This is a genomic window from Rickettsia endosymbiont of Ceutorhynchus obstrictus (assembly GCF_964026565.1).
Classification (GTDB): Bacteria; Pseudomonadota; Alphaproteobacteria; order Rickettsiales; family Rickettsiaceae; genus Rickettsia.
In genome coordinates this window covers 1,189,916-1,204,569 of record NZ_OZ032162.1, presented here as the reverse complement: position 1 = coordinate 1,204,569, position 14,654 = coordinate 1,189,916, and the positions used below count along the sequence as shown (strand labels likewise).

The window sequence follows — 14,654 nt, the reverse complement described above, 5'->3', positions numbered from 1 at the left end:
GCAATATACTAAGTTTTAATAACTACCGTACCGGCAATTTTATCATGCAAAGCTTGCCTTTGCGAAGAAAAAAGAACAAGCCAAATGCCGATTGGAAAAGTCATATACCCTAAAAATCTTCTTATTAACTGCCATATTGTCGGCTTTGCAAGAGTTGCTGCATCAACTATTTTCATATGCATAATCATTTTACTAAGCGTTGCACCCTTATAATACCAAAATCCGACAAAATAAGAACCGAGTATTGTTAAGTTAGTGATGAGCATGGAAATATTATATGAGAGATATTTGTTAAAATTACCGGCTTGAAGATAATCCGCAAATTCCGGTCTTACGGTCGCGATAAACATTTGGGCATAATTATATAGCTCGATATTATGTTTAATAAAATAGTCTTTATAGAAAAAAACCATTAAACTCGAAGAACAATAATGTAAAATAGGAAATGTTACGAGTGATAATAAAGCTAAATCTAAAGCCGAAGAAAAAATCCGTGGAATTAATTTAGGATAAATAATTTGTTTTTTCATTATTAATTATTTTTATTTATATGATACAGATATTACTAAATATATGTACAAACTTCTAGTATTATCAGTTAATAATATGAATTAAGGTAGATATCATTGCGTGTGGATGGTTATTGTGAGGATAGTCAAACGTTCTCGATGTCATTCCCGCGTAGGCGGGGCGTTGTTGCACGGCTCGAAAATTAATAAAAAACTCGTCATTGCGAAGCCACGAAGTGGCTGTGGCAATCCAGGCTATCCCGAATGTAATGAGGGATTTAATTAGAATACTAAACAAGTTTAGTATAAAAATATGTTTATACTTGATTGCCACGTCGGCATAAATGCCTCCTCGCAATGACGATTCTGGTAGCCATGCAACAACGCCCGTAGGCGGGAATCCAGGCTTTTTTGTCATGCTGAACTTGGTTCAGCATCTCATTAATAGATCCTGAAATAAATTCAGGATGACTATTAATTTTCTGGATTCCCGCCTGCGCGGGAATGACATACTGTTGTTTTATCGAGCCATGCAACAATGCCTGTCCCTCCTCGCAATGACGGTTTTTGTTCTTTAAATTTTAAAATATTAACATGACACCATTTGAAACATATAGCTTATTATTTGTTGATAGTTTTGTTGCTAATCTTGCTATAGGATTTCAGCGCGAACTAATATTTCATTCGATGAAAATGTTTGGCATTTACAATCCTTTAATGATGCTGTTAGTAGCTGTTTGCGCCTGCCTTGCCGCTATTACCGTAAATTATATTTTCGGCAGAATATTACTAAATATTTTTTATTTTTCTAAAGATGAGAAAAATATCCTAAGACATAAAAAATTTGCACAATTTTGTTTAAAATATGATGTAATTTTGCTTTCTTTAATAATTTTTCCTTTTTGGGGAAGTTTTATTTCTTTATTTGCCGGTTTTTTTAGAATAAATTTTTTAAAGCTTTTAAGCGTTGGTTGTATAGTGAAAGCATGTTATTATGGAATCGTATTGTATACTTCGTTAATGTAAAAAGCTGTCATACCGTGGCTTGACCACGGTATCCAGTACTTATTTTTTTCTGGACCCCGTGGTCAAGCCACGGGGTGACAATATCATTAACTATTAAATAAAATATCTAACCTTATGAAAAAACTAGATAAAACAAATTCACATAGACAACATAAAGTAGCAACTTTAATAAATGAAGCTTTAATTGAAATATTAAGGCGTGGACGAATGCTTGACGGGCGGCTTCTTGATTGTCCGGTAACGATCACAAAAGTTTTAGTAACGGGGGATTTGAAACTCGCAAATTGTTATTTTTTGCCTTTTAATACTAATTTGAAAGAAGCAGAGCTTATGGAAGCTTTGAATAATTCCAAAAATGCTATACGAAATTTTATAACTCAGAAAATTAACATGAAATTTTCTCCGGATATTCGGTTTCATTATGATCACGGGTTTGATAACGCCGCTGAAGTAGAACGTTTATTAAAACAAGCGAAAATTACGGAGAATATTTAATGGAGACTATTTAATAATGGTTAGGCATCCTGCTAAATATTTTTTGTACAAAAAAAAGAACGGCTTATCGTTATTTTTTAATTTTTTGGCCTTTAGTTTAGTTATTGCCGCTTTTATATTTATCTCTTGGGGCTTGAAGGAAATGACCCAGCCGCTAAATACTCTAACGCTTGATCCGGTTTCCCTTGAATATAGTAATTTAATAGGCTACTCTTTTAGGACCCTATTGCGTATGATGATTGCAATGGTCATCTCTTTAATTTTCACTCTGATATATGCAACGCTTGCCGCTAAAAACCCTAAGCTAGAGCAAATTTTAATTCCATTATTAGATATTTTGCAGTCGGTACCGATTCTCGGCTATATTTCATTTACCGTTACGGCTTTCTTAGCTCTTTTCCCTTCTAGTATTATGGGGGCGGAATGTGCAGCTATATTTGCTATTTTCACCTCGCAAGTCTGGAATATGATTTTTAGTTGTTATCAATCGTTTAAAACCGTGCCGGCAGAATTAAACGATGCGGCTAGTATTTTTAAAATGTCAGGGTGGCGCAAATTTTGGCAAATAGAAGTTCCTTTTGCTATTCCTTCTTTAGTGTGGAATATGGTGGTGTCAATGTCTAGTAGTTGGTTTTTTGTAGTAGCTTCCGAGGTAATTATGGTAGGTAATAACAAAATTACCTTGCCCGGTATCGGGTCATATATATATTTAGCAATCGGGCAACAAAATACGGCGGCAATTTTATACGCGGTGCTAGCAATGTCGCTAATAATTATATTATATGATCAGTTATTATTGCGTCCGTTAATAGTATGGTCGGATAGGTTTCGTTATGAAACCTCCACCGGAATTAAAGCAACTTATTCATGGGTATTAACTATATTTCAAAGAAGTATAATTGTTAAAAAAATTTTTTCGCCTTTAATATATGTTGCAGAATTTCTTCTTTATTTCCCTTTATTTAACGGTGTAAATAACCTTGCAGTAAACACTCCCGAAATTACGGAAAATAATCGTAATAAATTATGGTTAAATTATCTATGGTATTTCATATTAATTGTTAGCGGAGCGGTTGCTCTTTTTTATATAGGTTCTTTTTTACGTAATATAGGTTGGCATGAAATTGTTAAAGTATTTATTCTAGCCTCGATTACTCTATTGCGGATTATAGTTTTGATAATTCTTGCTTCGCTATTTTGGGTGCCTATCGGTATATATATCGGACTTCGTCCTCGGTTAACGGCAATTATCCAGCCCTTTACTCAATTCTTTGCCGCCTTCCCGATAAATTTATTATTCCCGATAGTTTTTATTATAATCACTAAATATGATTTAAATCCTAATATTTGGCTTAGCCCTTTAATGATTATGGGTACGCAGTGGTATATATTATTTAACGTTATAGTCGGGGTATCGTCTTTGCCTAGTGAGCTTAAAGACGCGACAAAAATTTTAAACGTCAAAGGTTTAGAATGGTGGAAAGAAGTAATGTTACCGGCAATTACCCCTTATTTTATTGTAGGTAGCATTACCGCTTGCGGCGGAGCGTGGAATGCAAGTATTGTTGCTGAGGTTATTAATTTCGGTGATCAAAAAATAGTAGCTAAAGGTCTTGGCAGTTATATAGCAGAAATGACGGTAGCGGCGGATTTTAACAAAATAATTTTAGGGGTCGGAATGATGTCGCTATTTGTCGTGCTAATAAACCGGTTATTTTGGCAGCCCATTAATGAGTATTCTAATAAGAGATTCCAGCTATAGGCAACTGATCCCCTATATTTAGAAATTCGCTAAAATCTCCGGCAATTTTCGATGTCATTCCCCCGCGAAGGCGGGAATCCAGTCTTTCCTTTCAGGACGACTTAAAAGTATTTTTCTAGATTCTCGCTTTTGCGGGAATGATATAGAGTGCAGGCATGATACCGTACATCGAACTAATACCTACAATTTCCTCCTAATAACTTCCAAACCAAAGACCAAAAGGCTTGTCATCGTACCGACAAAGACGCCTTTAAAATAAAAATACTGCAGAGAAAAATGTTCCCACATAAAAAAAGCGAGTAAACCGCTTACCGATGATAAGACCATTATTTTTGTCGATATGACAATACCAAACAAAGCCATTACTAGCGGTACTAATATTACCGGTCCCCAAAAACCGGTAATAAATACTACCAAATCAATAACATTATTAAATTTTAAGGCTACCAGTATGGCAAAACTCCCTATTATGAGATTAGTAACCCTAGCAATCAATAACAACTTTTGTTGGTTTTTGACTTTAAAAATAGGGTTCAGTATATCTTTTACCAAAGCTACCGATGTCACGTTTAAATCGGAATCGGCAGTAGACATAACCGCCGCAAGCAAGCCGGTTATTACGACCCCTTGCACAAACGGCGGTATTATCCGGTTAATCAAGTATGGTAGTACCAAATTAGAAGGTTGGTTTGGATAAAGATTATAAGCAATTAATCCGTTTAAAGTAACGCATATTAAAAAAACTACGTATATAACAGATTTTGCGTATATTGCTTTAGTTGTTTGAGTAGGGTTTTTATTAATTAAAGCTCGTTGAATAAAGGTTGGGTATAGATTCATCACGCAAAAACTTAATGTGGCAGCAATTGTCATGGGTAGTAAGTTAGATCGGTCAAAATTTGCTTGGTTACTAGATAAGTTGCTAAAGAAAGTCATTGTACCGATTTTATTTAAGCCGATGATAGTTATAATCGGTATAGCAAGTATCATCGCAAAAAATTGTAATAAATTGGTGAATATAATTGATTGCAGCCCGCCGACGGTAGTATAAATTAGCACGATGCTATAGCTTAAAATTACGCCTTCAATATAGTTTATCTTTAAAATATACTGAAAAATATAGCCGCTGACGCTAATTTGCGCTGCCACAAAGCCGATAGATACGACAACTGAACTAAAACCGCCGATAAGAAGTCCGGCATAGCCGTAATATTTACTCATTATATCCCCGACACTTTCGGCTCCGTAATGGTCAGCAATACGCGGTACTACGTAAATAGCGATTAATATATCGATCGGCAACGTAAGTATTAGAGCATAGCCGTAATATGCATAACCGGAAAATGCTTTTTCCGTAATCCCGAAAGTAGTAGCACCGCCTACGGAGCTGGCAAATATTGTAGCTATTAAGAGTAATCTACTATTTTTAGCGCTCCCTCCAACATTTGCATAATTTTTAAAACTACTATGCCTAGCACGATAATATATACCGATCAGTAAAATCGATATTAGATATATAAAGACTATAATATTATCTATCGGAATGCCGGACATATAGTTAAATTTTAAATTTGAAAAATTTAACTATAAGCTATTAGGTTCTGTGAACAAGATTTAAATTAATATATTTCAGCTCTTTTTGACTGCAAATTATAAGATTTTTTTGAAATAGGAATAGCTATTTCGGCAAAAATCTTATCAATTTTCGTGCAAAAATACCTTAAAATATAAATAATTTAAATCTTGTTCACAGAACCTAATCTTTGATATGCGAGTAGTATATTCGGGTTGTTGTTACTTTGAGGGGTAAAAACGCTTTTAATGTCATTCTTGCGTGGATTACTCTCAACGTCATTGCGAGGAGGCATTTATGCCGACGTGGCAATCAAGTATAAACATATTTTTATATTAAACTTGTTTAGTATTCTAAATTAAATCCCGAATGTAATTCGGGATAGCCTAGATTGCCACGCCGCTTTACAGCGGCTCACAATGATGATTCGGGTATCCACGCAACATTTGCTTATTCTTCTATTATGCTTTCTGTTGCTTTATTTACTTTACCGGTTAATTGAATCTCATAATCTTCTTTAAGTTTTTCTACTATATCGGTAGATAGGTCAGTAACTTTAGGATTTTCCTTATATAGCTCAGGATTTTTTGCAATATTAAACTCTAATAAGGTTTTTAAAGTTAAAGTCGGCGTCTCACCTTCCTTTAAATATTCAGCGTTTGTAAAGGAATTTAGAGTATAATTTAACTTTTCTAATTCTTGACTATTTTCGTATTCCTTATTAGTTCTTAGAAATTCTTTGAAATTATATAATTCACTTAAATGTTTAGAAAAAAGCTTAAAGTTGCAATTAATATCTTTAGGCTTTATTGATATTTTCCAGTCATAAAATTCTTTTACAGATTCAGAAGTAACTATTATGCTAAAATCATTATCTTTACATGCTTTCGCAAGCTGTAAGAAAGCCTTTAATTCCGGTGTATCATCGGGTACTAATTCTATTAGGCTTTTGTCTTTATGAATACCAGATGAGATAGCCTTTGGATTAAGATCAGCACCATATTGTAGTAATAATTTAACTATTTCTTTATGCCCCTCATCAGCAGCTCTTTGAAGAGGTGTGTAACCGGATGCATTTGTTAATTCTGTTAGAGCACCATTTTTAAGAAGAAGTTCTGCTATATTAATTTCTTCTTTTTGATTTCTCAAACTAAGTCCCGCATGATGTAAAAGAGTATATCCTAATATGTCTTGAATATTAGGATTAAGCCCTTTTTTTAATAAAAATTGAGTTATATCTTTAGAATTCAGGTAATAAGTAGAAGATAGAAGGTTACCACCATATTTATCTGTAATATTCGGGTCAATGCCTTGAGCAAAAGCCTGTTCAATAAGAGATTTAAGTTGAGCAGCATTTTTGTTATCCTGATCGTAGAATGTTCAAACAATGTTTCCGGCGTAATATTAGTAGGTTCTTCTTGAATATTTTGATTACCTTCAAAGTTTAAGGGAATCATGGAAAGATTAGATATTTGTTCTGGGATATGAATTACGCCGTTTTCGTCCGCAATAAATGGAATGCTGTTTTGTCTAAACATAAAAACCCCCACGCTTATTATTAAAGCTAAATTAATATATTAAATAATATGAATTTTCAAGGTAAATATATGATAGAAATTTATTTAAAAAAATCCATAAAATCATCGGGTAAGTCATCAAAATCCTCTTTTATAACCACTTTATTTTTCCAATAGCCTGCTTTACGTTTTTTAATAATATTATTCTGCTTAATAATTTTTCGTATTAGCATGGATAAATAATCATAAGTTTTAATAACTAGCATTTCAATTTCCTTAAATTTTTTCAATTATATGTTACTCACTTGTTAAAATACAAGTTAATAATTTAACTCATACCTATTAAAACCTCTTGACTCTATAATATTCCTATAATATTCTGTAATTTTCCATTAAATCCCAAGTTAACCCAAATTATACCAATGAATGTATTTTTATCGAAGTGTGTAAATGGTGTTGATAAAAAGAGCAGGGTATCGGTGCCGGCAAATTACCGTGCGGTACTAGGAAAAGAATTATTTAACGGTGTAATTGCTTATCCGTCGATTAGGAATAATTGTATAGAGGCTTGCGGTATTTCACATATCGAGAAATTAAAGCAGATGATCGAGACGCTTGATCCTTATTCCGAAGAGCGTGATGCGTTTGAGACCATAATATTTGGGGAAGCTGTGCAGCTTTCGTTTGACGGAGAGGGAAGAATTATTTTACCGCAATCTTTAATGCAGCATGCAGGTATTGAAGATCAAGCTTGTTTTGTCGGTAAAGGAGTGATTTTTGAAGTTTGGCAACCGCAAAATTTTGCAGAGTATTTAGCGCATGCTAGAGAAATTGCTCAAAATAGTCGATTGACTTTAAAGAATATTTAGTTATGTCTCAACCTCATAAGCCGGTAATGTTACAGGAAGTGCTAAAGAATCTGAAGCCAAAAGCCGGAGAATCTTATTTAGACTGTACTTTTGGAGCAGGAGGATATAGCGAAGCAATTTTAAATTCCTGCAATTGTTATGTTACGGCTTTGGATCGTGATCCGAGTGTTAAGTTGCGAGCTGCGGAAATTACCAAAAATTATCCGGGTAGGTTTGATTTTATTGAAACAAATTTTGCCGGTAGTTTTGCTAAATTAGGTGAGAAAAAATTTAACGGCGTGATATTAGATTTAGGTGTGTCTTCGATGCAGCTAGATATAGCGGCTAGGGGATTTTCATTTTCACATGACGGACCTTTAGATATGAGAATGAGCAACGAAGGATTTAGTGCCGAGGATTTTATTAATAGCGCGGAAGAGCAGGAAATAGCCGATATTATTTATAAATACGGTGATGAGACTTTCTCACGAAGGATTGCAAAAAGAATTGTTGAATATAGAAAAAACGAAAGAATCGATAGTACGGCAAAATTAGCTTTAATAGTCCATAATAGTATCGGTTTTAGAAAGGGTAAAATTGACTCGGCGACTAAAACTTTTCAAGCTATTCGTATTTATGTAAATAATGAACTTGGAGAGCTTGAAGGATTTTTAGCAAATGTGCGTAATATATTAGAGAAAAACGGGCGGTTAATAATCGTATCTTTTCATTCGTTGGAAGATAGAATCGTAAAAAGTTTTTTTCGAGAAAATTCCGAAAAAATAGTAGCTAAATCTAAATATGCAAAGGAATCTGCCGTAATCGTAAATCCGGAAAAATGGCTTAAAATTATTACTAATAAAGCGCTACATCCTTCAGATAAAGAAACTTCCGTAAATCCGCGTTCTAGGTCGGCAAAGCTTAGAGCTGCCGAAAAAGTGCAGGGGTAAAATAGATATGAGTATTAAAAAATTTCATTATTTAGTATTGACGGTAATAATTATTGCTATTTATATCTTGTTTAGTATTAAAAATAAAGTTTCAACACTTGATTATCAATTGAGTAGCGTATTAAAACAGATTAATGACGAAACCAATAATATCCACCTTTTGAAAGCAGAAAAAGCCTATCTTATTTCACCGTCAAGACTTAAAAAACTCTCCGGTGCTTATTTGCAATTGGACACTATTAAATCTTCTCAGATGATAAAAGACCCGTTAGCTCCGAATGATGTGCAATATGTGAAATTTAATCAAAATATTAATATTTCTAAAATTTCCGGGGGCGGTAATAAATGGCGTTATAAAAAAATTGTTAATAGTAAATATGTTCAAACCGTTTCAAGTAGAGTAAAGGAATGAGGTTTAGGTTTTTGAGGTGTATTACAAGTATGGTGTCATGCCGTGCGTGACCACGGCATCCAGAAACAAAAAGTCATGCTGAACTTGTTTCAGCATCTTTTTGAGTAGATCCTGAAATAAATTCAGGATGACGACAACGCTGGATACCGTGGTCAAGCCCACTAGTGTACGAACGTTTAAATAAAGAGGTAAAAATTCTATCATTCCGTGGCTACGACCACTTCAGTCCAGCTTATAATATCATAAAAAGATTCTAAAATAAGTCTAATATGGCTTTATTTTCCTGGATGCCGTGATCAAGTCACGGCATGACACAGCCTTTTTTCAACGTTCGTACAGTAGTGGGTCAAGCCACGGTATGACACCACGGTACTTTTAAAGAATACCCTAAACGTCATTGCGAGCATTTGTGCGGAGCGCGGCAATCTAGAAAATAATAAGTTTCATAGCATTTTTTGCTATTTTTTCCTGGATTGCCGCTCTAGACTACGTCCCTCCTCGCAATGACGGGGTTTTTTTATAAGGATTTCGAGCCATGCAACAACGCCCCGCCTGCGCGGGAATGACATCACTGTAATATGAAAAAAACTTTAGAAAAGCTAAAACCTGCTATCAAAAATCTTATCAATTGGAATGTTTGTAACAAAAACATCAAGGCAAGATTAATAATAGTTATGTGCGGTTTTGCTTTCCTTTTTTGTAGTTTATCCTATCGTTTAATAATAGTTGCCACAAACGGCTATGATAAAAATGCCGGGTATTCAAAAAAACATAATCAATTTAGAAAAGAAATAGTTGATCGTAACGATAATTTATTAGCGGTTAACGTACCTTCATCTTCATTATTTGCCAACCCTCAAATAATTATCAATCCTAAAACCTCAATAGACAGATTGGCAGAAATATTACCTGAAATTAATAAAACAAAATTGTTAGCAGAACTTAAATCAAATAAAAGTTTTGTTTGGGTAAAAAGAGATTTATCCCCGATAGAACAAGAAAAAATTGCTAATTTAGGATTACCGGGTTTTGAATTTGAAGAAGAGCAAAAACGAATTTATACTTTTTCTAATTTATTATCTCATATTGTGGGTTATGTGGGTAGGGATCTTGTGGGTCTTAGCGGGCTTGAACTTGCTTACGATAAATTTTTGACCAACTCCGATCCAAATTTAAGCGAGCCGGGAAATCAAAAAGAACCTCTTAAATTATCTATCGATATAAGGCTGCAAAATATCTTAAGTGAAGAAATCGATAAAACATTCAAACAGTTTAACGCCATAGGAGCGGTAGGGATTATTGCTAATCCGAATAACGGAGAGATTTTAGCGTTAGTAAATAAACCGGATTTTGACCCTCATTACCCTAATTTAGCCAAGCCGGAAGAGTTGTTTAACACGGCGAGCCTCGGTATTTATGAAATGGGTTCGGTCTTTAAATCATTAACGATGGCGGTTGGCTTCGATACTAATTCGATAACTATGAATGATGCGTATGATATAAGCTACATGAAGGTCGGAGGATTTCAGATTAAGGATTATACACCGAGGCAGGGATGGCATAGCGTGCCTGAGATTTTTCTGCATTCCTCAAATATCGGCACAAGTCAAATTATGCTGGAAATCGGTAAAAAAGATTTTAAAGAATATTTAAAGAAATTAGGCTTGTTAGATCAGTTGCAGATAGAGTTACCGGAACGAGGCACTCCACTTTTTCCGTCTGAAAAAAGATGGAACGAATTAACAAGTGCTACTATGTCTTACGGTTATAGTATTTCAATTAGCCCCTTGCATTTTGTTAAAGCAATGTTACCGGTGGTAAATGGCGGTATGTTACATGATCTTACATTGTTAAAGAGAAAAGGAAATAATCCGGTAGGAACTAGGGTTTTTAGTGAAAACACCTCTAACCAAATGAGGAAATTATTTAGATCGGTAGTAAAAGACGGTAACGGCAAAAGAGCGGAAGTAAAAGGCTATCTTGTCGGCGGTAAGACCGGTACGGCGGAAAAGCTTTCACAAGGCCTTGGCGGCAAAAAGAAATATCTAAAAAATAGTAGAGCCTCCTCATTTTTAGGTGTACTGCCCGTATCTAACCCGCAATATGTTATTTTTATCAGGTTTGATGAACCGAAAGGGACAAAAGAAAGCTTTGGCTTTGCAACAGCCAGCTGGACTGCTACGCCCACCGCCGGTAGGGTAATTGAGCGAATGATATCGTTATACGGTATAGAGCCGGTAGAACAGCAGAATGAAGAGCTAACTCAGTAGCTATGGTTTTTCAATCACTAGTAAAAAATAAACTAACACAATTATTAAACAAATTTTTGACGAATAATAAAATTTATCTTTTACTAGACTCAGCGTTGTTGCATGGATCAAAAATTGTCACAAAAAGGATGTCATTCCCGCAAACGCAGGAATCTAGGCTTTTCTTTGTCATGCTGAACAAGTTTGCCGCATCTAATTCAAGATATTCTGAAATAAATTCAGGATGACTATAATTTTTCCGGATTCCCGCCTGCGCGGGAATGACATCGAAAGCGTTTTTAACTATCCATGCAACAATGCTACTAGACTCTACGGAATCTATTTAATTTTATTAGAGATAAATATTTATGAAAGTTGAGGAAGATTTAGATAAAGATACAAATTATAAGCTTATTATTGAAGAACTTAACAAGTCCTATAACAGCTATATACAAAATAAAGAAGCAGTAATAGAACTCGGTGCATTAGGTATAAACGTCGCAACTGTAGGAGTAGTAACATTGTTTGGATGGATAGCAGTGCCGTTAGCGATTGGTTCCATTTTGCTTGTTGGCCGTACTAAGGAAGCATATAAAAAAGAATTATTACAAACACTTTCTGTAGGGGAACTTGGTAATGTTGCAGAAATCGAAAAATATTATAAACAACTTCCTAAGGATGTAAGAGAAAAATGGGCAAAGGATAATGCTTTTTCTAAATTAGCTGATCATCTTAAAATAGAGATTCCAGAAAATAGAATATATAATATTGATGAAGTTCCTAATTTCAATTATCAAGTATTAGACGATCCCGAAGATCCATGGGTAGTTTTATCAGGAAATGATGAAATAACTATCATTTAATTTGTTGCGTGGATACCCCAAAGCGTCAATAATGTCATTCTCGCAAGGCATTGTTGCGTAGATAGGTAATAGCATATAAAATGATGTCATCTCGCGGCTTCGACCACGGGATCCAGAAAAAAATTTGATAAAAAGACTGGATACCGTGATCAAGTCCACTACTGTACGAACGTTGAAAAAAGGCTGTGTCATGCCGTGACTTGATCACGGCATCCAGGAAAATAAAGCAATATTAGACTTATTTTAGAATCTTTTTATGATATTATAAGCTGGATTCCGTGGTCGTAGCCACGGAATGACAGAATTTTTACCTCTTTATTTAAACGTTCGTACAGTAGTGGATCAAGTCACGGTATGACAACAGAACGCTTTGCAAAAATGAGCAAAAATTACTATTTTCTAATCCACGCAATAATGTCAGGCAGGAATGACATATTGCTGCTTTTTATTAAGCCATGCAACAAAGCTAGTTATGTCTCGGTAGGACGCTATTAATTAAGTTTTTTTCTTTCTATTTCAAAAAATTTACTAATTACTTCTAATAATTGTTCTTCAGAGACATTCTTGCTATCTTGTACTATATAAGGTTCTTCAGGATCATCTAACAAAATTTCACTTTCATAGAAATAACCATTTTTATTGTAAATACATACGTAAATTAGTTTATTATCTTTTTTTAATCCAATCGAAGATTCATCACACCAATAATTCACTACAGTAAAAATATCATTACCAAAAATATTATTTACTAATTTTATTAATTTTTTTACTTGTTTATTTTTTTCTATCATTTTAAAACTATTTCAAACAATTCTCGGCAAGGCGGGTAAATAAAGCTTCAATCATCGCCCAGCCTTTTTTTTGAACGGTTATTAAAGACAAGTCTGTAATATTCATTTTTCTTAGTAAATCTATGCCGATTTGTTCATGCTCCGGATCAAGTTCCTGGTGAGTATTAAAATGTTCTTCTTCTTTATTATCTAAAAAGATAGGTCCTAAATATTCATAAAATATAGTAGCGCAGGATTCTATTACTAAATGGATCAGTACGGTTCGCTCAGCATCGCTAAGCGTTAACATTTTCATAGTAAACCAACTAGCTAATGCTTCAAAAACAGGGTCTTCGACAGCTGCATAATTTTTACGGCTCCTTAAAAGCTGTAAATTGTGACCGAATTCTTCTTCTAAATGCTGCCATCCAAGGTTAGAATAGCTTTTGCCTTCAGAAAAGACTATTCTTGCCAGAATCATTTTTTGAAACTCATCTGACCATATTTGAAAGTAATTAAGAAAATTTTCTTTTTGTGCGTCGGTACTTAATTTATTTTCTTTAACGATTTGGAAAAGTTTATTTTGTCTAAATTTATTTTGATATATTTTGTTATCTAAAAGTAATTGCTCTAATAAGTTCATATAAGTTTAATAATTATTAATATTATATCAATAAAATACTAGCAATTATTAAGATTTATGTCATTAGTTATTTTTTATTATCTATTACCCACTTACTATTCAAATAATCATTATTATATTTGCTTAAATATTCGTCATATTTGCCTTTAAAATCTATTATAGATTTGTGAGAAATAGCTATAACTCTGGTGGCAATATGGCCGGCAAAATCTCGATCATGAGTAACGAGGATTAAAGTACCTGCATAGTTAACTAAAGCTTCTTTTAAAGTATTGCGAGCTTCGATATCTAAGTGGTTAGTCGGTTCATCAAGTACTAGGACATTACTTTTTTCTAGAATAATTTTCGCTAATAATAATCTTGCTCCTTCACCGCCGCTTAAACTTAGAATATTTTTATTCACTTCTTCTTGACGAAATAATACTTGCCCTAAAGTGCTGCGAATGGTCCGATCAGTCTCTGTTTCGGCTTGAGTTGTTAACCAGTTAAGAATGCTAATATTTTCATTTAATAATTCATGATGGTCTTGAGCAAAATAAGAAATTTGGGTTTCATATCCCCATTCATAACTACCGTAATCAGACGGGATTTTTTCGAGTAAAATTTTTAAAAGCGTTGATTTTCCAACGCCGTTTGGACCGATAATTATAATTTTTTCGCCTCTAGAAACGGTGAAATTCACTTTACTTAATACTATTTTATCGGCAAAGCTTTTGGAGATATCATTAACTTTTAATACTAATTTTCCGGATGGTCTATTTTGCTGAAAATTAAAGACAGGACTAATACGTGAAGATTTTTGTAAATCCGGTAGTTGCATTTTTTCAATTTGTTTTTCCTTTGATGCGCTTTGTCTGGCTCTTGTGCCGGCTCGAAATCTATCAATACCTGCTTGCATTGTAGCAATTTTTTTCTCTAAAAAAGCATGTTCGCTAAGCTTCTGCTCGGCGACTAATTGTTTTTCTCGAATGAAATTATCATAATTGCCGGTATAAGGCTTAATTTCACCGTAATCGATATCGAGAATATGACTAGCA

General features: G+C 34.1%; 25 protein-coding genes. 12 read left to right on the top strand and 13 right to left on the bottom strand.

Annotated features, from left to right (window positions below; genetic code table 11):
* Positions 1–8 precede the first annotated feature (8 nt).
* Complete coding sequence (locus AAGD64_RS06830; RefSeq protein WP_341792856.1) at positions 9–530, bottom strand: RDD family protein; 522 nt, start codon at positions 528–530, stop codon at positions 9–11.
* Positions 531–630: 100 nt separating this feature from the next.
* Here AAGD64_RS06830 and AAGD64_RS06825 point away from each other — a divergent pair, with 100 nt between their 5' ends.
* Complete coding sequence (locus tag AAGD64_RS06825) at positions 631–795, top strand: hypothetical protein (protein WP_341792855.1); 165 nt, start codon at positions 631–633, stop codon at positions 793–795.
* A gap of 31 nt (positions 796–826) precedes the next feature.
* Here AAGD64_RS06825 and AAGD64_RS06820 read toward each other — a convergent pair whose 3' ends face one another.
* Positions 827–1,045, bottom strand: a complete 219-nt coding sequence (locus tag AAGD64_RS06820; protein ID WP_341792854.1) for a hypothetical protein — start codon at positions 1,043–1,045, stop codon at positions 827–829.
* A 58-nt stretch (positions 1,046–1,103) separates the two neighbouring features.
* Between AAGD64_RS06820 and AAGD64_RS06815 the strand changes: the two genes are divergently transcribed.
* The 3 genes from AAGD64_RS06815 (at position 1,104) to AAGD64_RS06805 (ending at position 3,792) form a co-directional block, all read left to right on the top strand.
* Positions 1,104–1,535, top strand: a complete 432-nt coding sequence (locus AAGD64_RS06815; protein ID WP_253307465.1) for a DedA family protein — start codon at positions 1,104–1,106, stop codon at positions 1,533–1,535.
* Positions 1,536–1,649: 114 nt separating this feature from the next.
* Positions 1,650–2,030: a 30S ribosome-binding factor RbfA gene (rbfA, locus tag AAGD64_RS06810; protein ID WP_253307466.1), complete on the top strand. Its 381-nt coding sequence runs from the start codon at positions 1,650–1,652 to the stop codon at positions 2,028–2,030.
* 142 nt (positions 2,031–2,172) lie between these two features.
* Entirely contained in the window at positions 2,173–3,792 is a 1,620-nt protein-coding gene (locus tag AAGD64_RS06805; protein WP_341792853.1) for an ABC transporter permease, read from the top strand.
* Between the two features lie 180 nt (positions 3,793–3,972).
* On the opposite strand, the gene AAGD64_RS06800 is transcribed toward AAGD64_RS06805, so the two are convergent.
* The 5 genes from AAGD64_RS06800 to AAGD64_RS06780 form a co-directional block, all read right to left on the bottom strand.
* Positions 3,973–5,346: a sodium:solute symporter family protein gene (locus tag AAGD64_RS06800; protein WP_341792852.1), complete on the bottom strand. Its 1,374-nt coding sequence runs from the start codon at positions 5,344–5,346 to the stop codon at positions 3,973–3,975.
* A gap of 182 nt (positions 5,347–5,528) precedes the next feature.
* Entirely contained in the window at positions 5,529–5,660 is a 132-nt protein-coding gene (locus AAGD64_RS06795; protein WP_341792851.1) for a hypothetical protein, read from the bottom strand.
* 155 nt (positions 5,661–5,815) lie between these two features.
* Positions 5,816–6,514, bottom strand: a complete 699-nt coding sequence (locus AAGD64_RS06790; RefSeq protein WP_341792850.1) for an ankyrin repeat domain-containing protein — start codon at positions 6,512–6,514, stop codon at positions 5,816–5,818.
* 98 nt (positions 6,515–6,612) lie between these two features.
* The gene (locus AAGD64_RS06785; protein WP_341792849.1) at positions 6,613–6,903 is read right to left on the bottom strand and encodes a hypothetical protein; all 291 of its coding nucleotides are present in this window, start codon (positions 6,901–6,903) and stop codon (positions 6,613–6,615) included.
* An 80-nt stretch (positions 6,904–6,983) separates the two neighbouring features.
* Positions 6,984–7,172, bottom strand: coding sequence for a hypothetical protein (locus AAGD64_RS06780; protein WP_341792848.1), 189 nt, complete (start codon positions 7,170–7,172; stop codon positions 6,984–6,986).
* A gap of 132 nt (positions 7,173–7,304) precedes the next feature.
* Between AAGD64_RS06780 and mraZ the strand changes: the two genes are divergently transcribed.
* The 3 genes from mraZ to AAGD64_RS06765 are packed head-to-tail and all read left to right on the top strand — an operon-like array spanning position 7,305 to position 9,092.
* Positions 7,305–7,751 carry a division/cell wall cluster transcriptional repressor MraZ gene (gene mraZ / locus AAGD64_RS06775; protein ID WP_341792847.1) on the top strand — a complete coding sequence of 149 codons (447 nt, stop codon included), beginning with the start codon at positions 7,305–7,307 and terminating at the stop codon, positions 7,749–7,751.
* Between the two features lie 2 nt (positions 7,752–7,753).
* Complete coding sequence (gene rsmH / locus AAGD64_RS06770) at positions 7,754–8,680, top strand: 16S rRNA (cytosine(1402)-N(4))-methyltransferase RsmH (protein WP_341792846.1); 927 nt, start codon at positions 7,754–7,756, stop codon at positions 8,678–8,680.
* A 7-nt stretch (positions 8,681–8,687) separates the two neighbouring features.
* Positions 8,688–9,092, top strand: a complete 405-nt coding sequence (locus tag AAGD64_RS06765) for a hypothetical protein (protein ID WP_253307473.1) — start codon at positions 8,688–8,690, stop codon at positions 9,090–9,092.
* Positions 9,093–9,113: 21 nt separating this feature from the next.
* Here AAGD64_RS06765 and AAGD64_RS06760 read toward each other — a convergent pair whose 3' ends face one another.
* Positions 9,114–9,296 (bottom strand): hypothetical protein, encoded by a 183-nt coding sequence (locus AAGD64_RS06760; protein WP_341792845.1) that lies wholly within the window; start codon positions 9,294–9,296, stop codon positions 9,114–9,116.
* A 92-nt stretch (positions 9,297–9,388) separates the two neighbouring features.
* Entirely contained in the window at positions 9,389–9,517 is a 129-nt protein-coding gene (locus tag AAGD64_RS06755) for a hypothetical protein (RefSeq protein WP_341792844.1), read from the bottom strand.
* 153 nt (positions 9,518–9,670) lie between these two features.
* Here AAGD64_RS06755 and AAGD64_RS06750 point away from each other — a divergent pair, with 153 nt between their 5' ends.
* Genes AAGD64_RS06750 through AAGD64_RS06735 form a run of 4 tightly spaced genes read left to right on the top strand, consistent with a single transcriptional unit; the run spans position 9,671 to position 12,204 of the window.
* Entirely contained in the window at positions 9,671–11,362 is a 1,692-nt protein-coding gene (locus tag AAGD64_RS06750; RefSeq protein ID WP_253307474.1) for a peptidoglycan D,D-transpeptidase FtsI family protein, read from the top strand.
* A 56-nt stretch (positions 11,363–11,418) separates the two neighbouring features.
* On the top strand, positions 11,419–11,589 hold the full coding sequence (locus AAGD64_RS06745; RefSeq protein WP_341792843.1) for a hypothetical protein: 171 nt from the start codon (positions 11,419–11,421) through the stop codon (positions 11,587–11,589).
* Complete coding sequence (locus tag AAGD64_RS06740) at positions 11,586–11,720, top strand: hypothetical protein (protein ID WP_341792842.1); 135 nt, start codon at positions 11,586–11,588, stop codon at positions 11,718–11,720. Before AAGD64_RS06745 ends, AAGD64_RS06740 begins: the two co-directional genes overlap by 4 nt.
* Positions 11,710–12,204, top strand: coding sequence for a hypothetical protein (locus tag AAGD64_RS06735; protein WP_341792841.1), 495 nt, complete (start codon positions 11,710–11,712; stop codon positions 12,202–12,204). Before AAGD64_RS06740 ends, AAGD64_RS06735 begins: the two co-directional genes overlap by 11 nt.
* 34 nt (positions 12,205–12,238) lie before the next feature.
* Here AAGD64_RS06735 and AAGD64_RS06730 read toward each other — a convergent pair whose 3' ends face one another.
* The gene (locus AAGD64_RS06730; RefSeq protein WP_341792840.1) at positions 12,239–12,412 is read right to left on the bottom strand and encodes a hypothetical protein; all 174 of its coding nucleotides are present in this window, start codon (positions 12,410–12,412) and stop codon (positions 12,239–12,241) included.
* Between the two features lie 146 nt (positions 12,413–12,558).
* On the opposite strand from AAGD64_RS06730, the gene AAGD64_RS06725 reads away from it, so the two are divergent.
* On the top strand, positions 12,559–12,699 hold the full coding sequence (locus AAGD64_RS06725) for a hypothetical protein (RefSeq protein ID WP_341792839.1): 141 nt from the start codon (positions 12,559–12,561) through the stop codon (positions 12,697–12,699).
* Here AAGD64_RS06725 and AAGD64_RS06720 read toward each other — a convergent pair.
* The 3 genes from AAGD64_RS06720 to AAGD64_RS06710 form a co-directional block, all read right to left on the bottom strand.
* On the bottom strand, positions 12,696–12,995 hold the full coding sequence (locus AAGD64_RS06720) for a hypothetical protein (protein WP_341792838.1): 300 nt from the start codon (positions 12,993–12,995) through the stop codon (positions 12,696–12,698). The genes AAGD64_RS06725 and AAGD64_RS06720 overlap by 4 nt on opposite strands.
* A 7-nt stretch (positions 12,996–13,002) precedes the next feature.
* Complete coding sequence (locus AAGD64_RS06715; RefSeq protein WP_341792837.1) at positions 13,003–13,617, bottom strand: hypothetical protein; 615 nt, start codon at positions 13,615–13,617, stop codon at positions 13,003–13,005.
* A gap of 67 nt (positions 13,618–13,684) precedes the next feature.
* Positions 13,685–14,587 carry an ABC-F family ATP-binding cassette domain-containing protein gene (locus tag AAGD64_RS06710; protein WP_341794177.1) on the bottom strand — a complete coding sequence of 301 codons (903 nt, stop codon included), beginning with the start codon at positions 14,585–14,587 and terminating at the stop codon, positions 13,685–13,687.
* Positions 14,588–14,654: the final 67 nt, after the last annotated feature.

Excerpts from the sequence above, each read along its gene's own strand:
- AAGD64_RS06830 (WP_341792856.1), bottom strand. The coding sequence starts at position 530 with ATGAAAAAACAAATTATTTATCCTAAATTAATTCCACGGATTTTTTCT.
- AAGD64_RS06815 (WP_253307465.1), top strand. The coding sequence starts at position 1,104 with ATGACACCATTTGAAACATATAGCTTATTATTTGTTGATAGTTTTGTT.
- rbfA (WP_253307466.1), top strand. The coding sequence starts at position 1,650 with ATGAAAAAACTAGATAAAACAAATTCACATAGACAACATAAAGTAGCA.
- AAGD64_RS06805 (WP_341792853.1), top strand. The coding sequence starts at position 2,173 with ATGACCCAGCCGCTAAATACTCTAACGCTTGATCCGGTTTCCCTTGAA.
- AAGD64_RS06800 (WP_341792852.1), bottom strand. The coding sequence starts at position 5,346 with ATGTCCGGCATTCCGATAGATAATATTATAGTCTTTATATATCTAATA.
- AAGD64_RS06795 (WP_341792851.1), bottom strand. The coding sequence starts at position 5,660 with ATGCCTCCTCGCAATGACGTTGAGAGTAATCCACGCAAGAATGACATT.
- AAGD64_RS06785 (WP_341792849.1), bottom strand. The coding sequence starts at position 6,903 with ATGTTTAGACAAAACAGCATTCCATTTATTGCGGACGAAAACGGCGTA.
- mraZ (WP_341792847.1), top strand. The coding sequence starts at position 7,305 with ATGAATGTATTTTTATCGAAGTGTGTAAATGGTGTTGATAAAAAGAGC.
- rsmH (WP_341792846.1), top strand. The coding sequence starts at position 7,754 with ATGTCTCAACCTCATAAGCCGGTAATGTTACAGGAAGTGCTAAAGAAT.
- AAGD64_RS06765 (WP_253307473.1), top strand. The coding sequence starts at position 8,688 with ATGAGTATTAAAAAATTTCATTATTTAGTATTGACGGTAATAATTATT.
- AAGD64_RS06760 (WP_341792845.1), bottom strand. The coding sequence starts at position 9,296 with ATGATAGAATTTTTACCTCTTTATTTAAACGTTCGTACACTAGTGGGC.
- AAGD64_RS06750 (WP_253307474.1), top strand. The coding sequence starts at position 9,671 with ATGAAAAAAACTTTAGAAAAGCTAAAACCTGCTATCAAAAATCTTATC.
- AAGD64_RS06740 (WP_341792842.1), top strand. The coding sequence starts at position 11,586 with ATGACTATAATTTTTCCGGATTCCCGCCTGCGCGGGAATGACATCGAA.
- AAGD64_RS06735 (WP_341792841.1), top strand. The coding sequence starts at position 11,710 with ATGAAAGTTGAGGAAGATTTAGATAAAGATACAAATTATAAGCTTATT.
- AAGD64_RS06725 (WP_341792839.1), top strand. The coding sequence starts at position 12,559 with ATGACAACAGAACGCTTTGCAAAAATGAGCAAAAATTACTATTTTCTA.
- AAGD64_RS06720 (WP_341792838.1), bottom strand. The coding sequence starts at position 12,995 with ATGATAGAAAAAAATAAACAAGTAAAAAAATTAATAAAATTAGTAAAT.
- AAGD64_RS06715 (WP_341792837.1), bottom strand. The coding sequence starts at position 13,617 with ATGAACTTATTAGAGCAATTACTTTTAGATAACAAAATATATCAAAAT.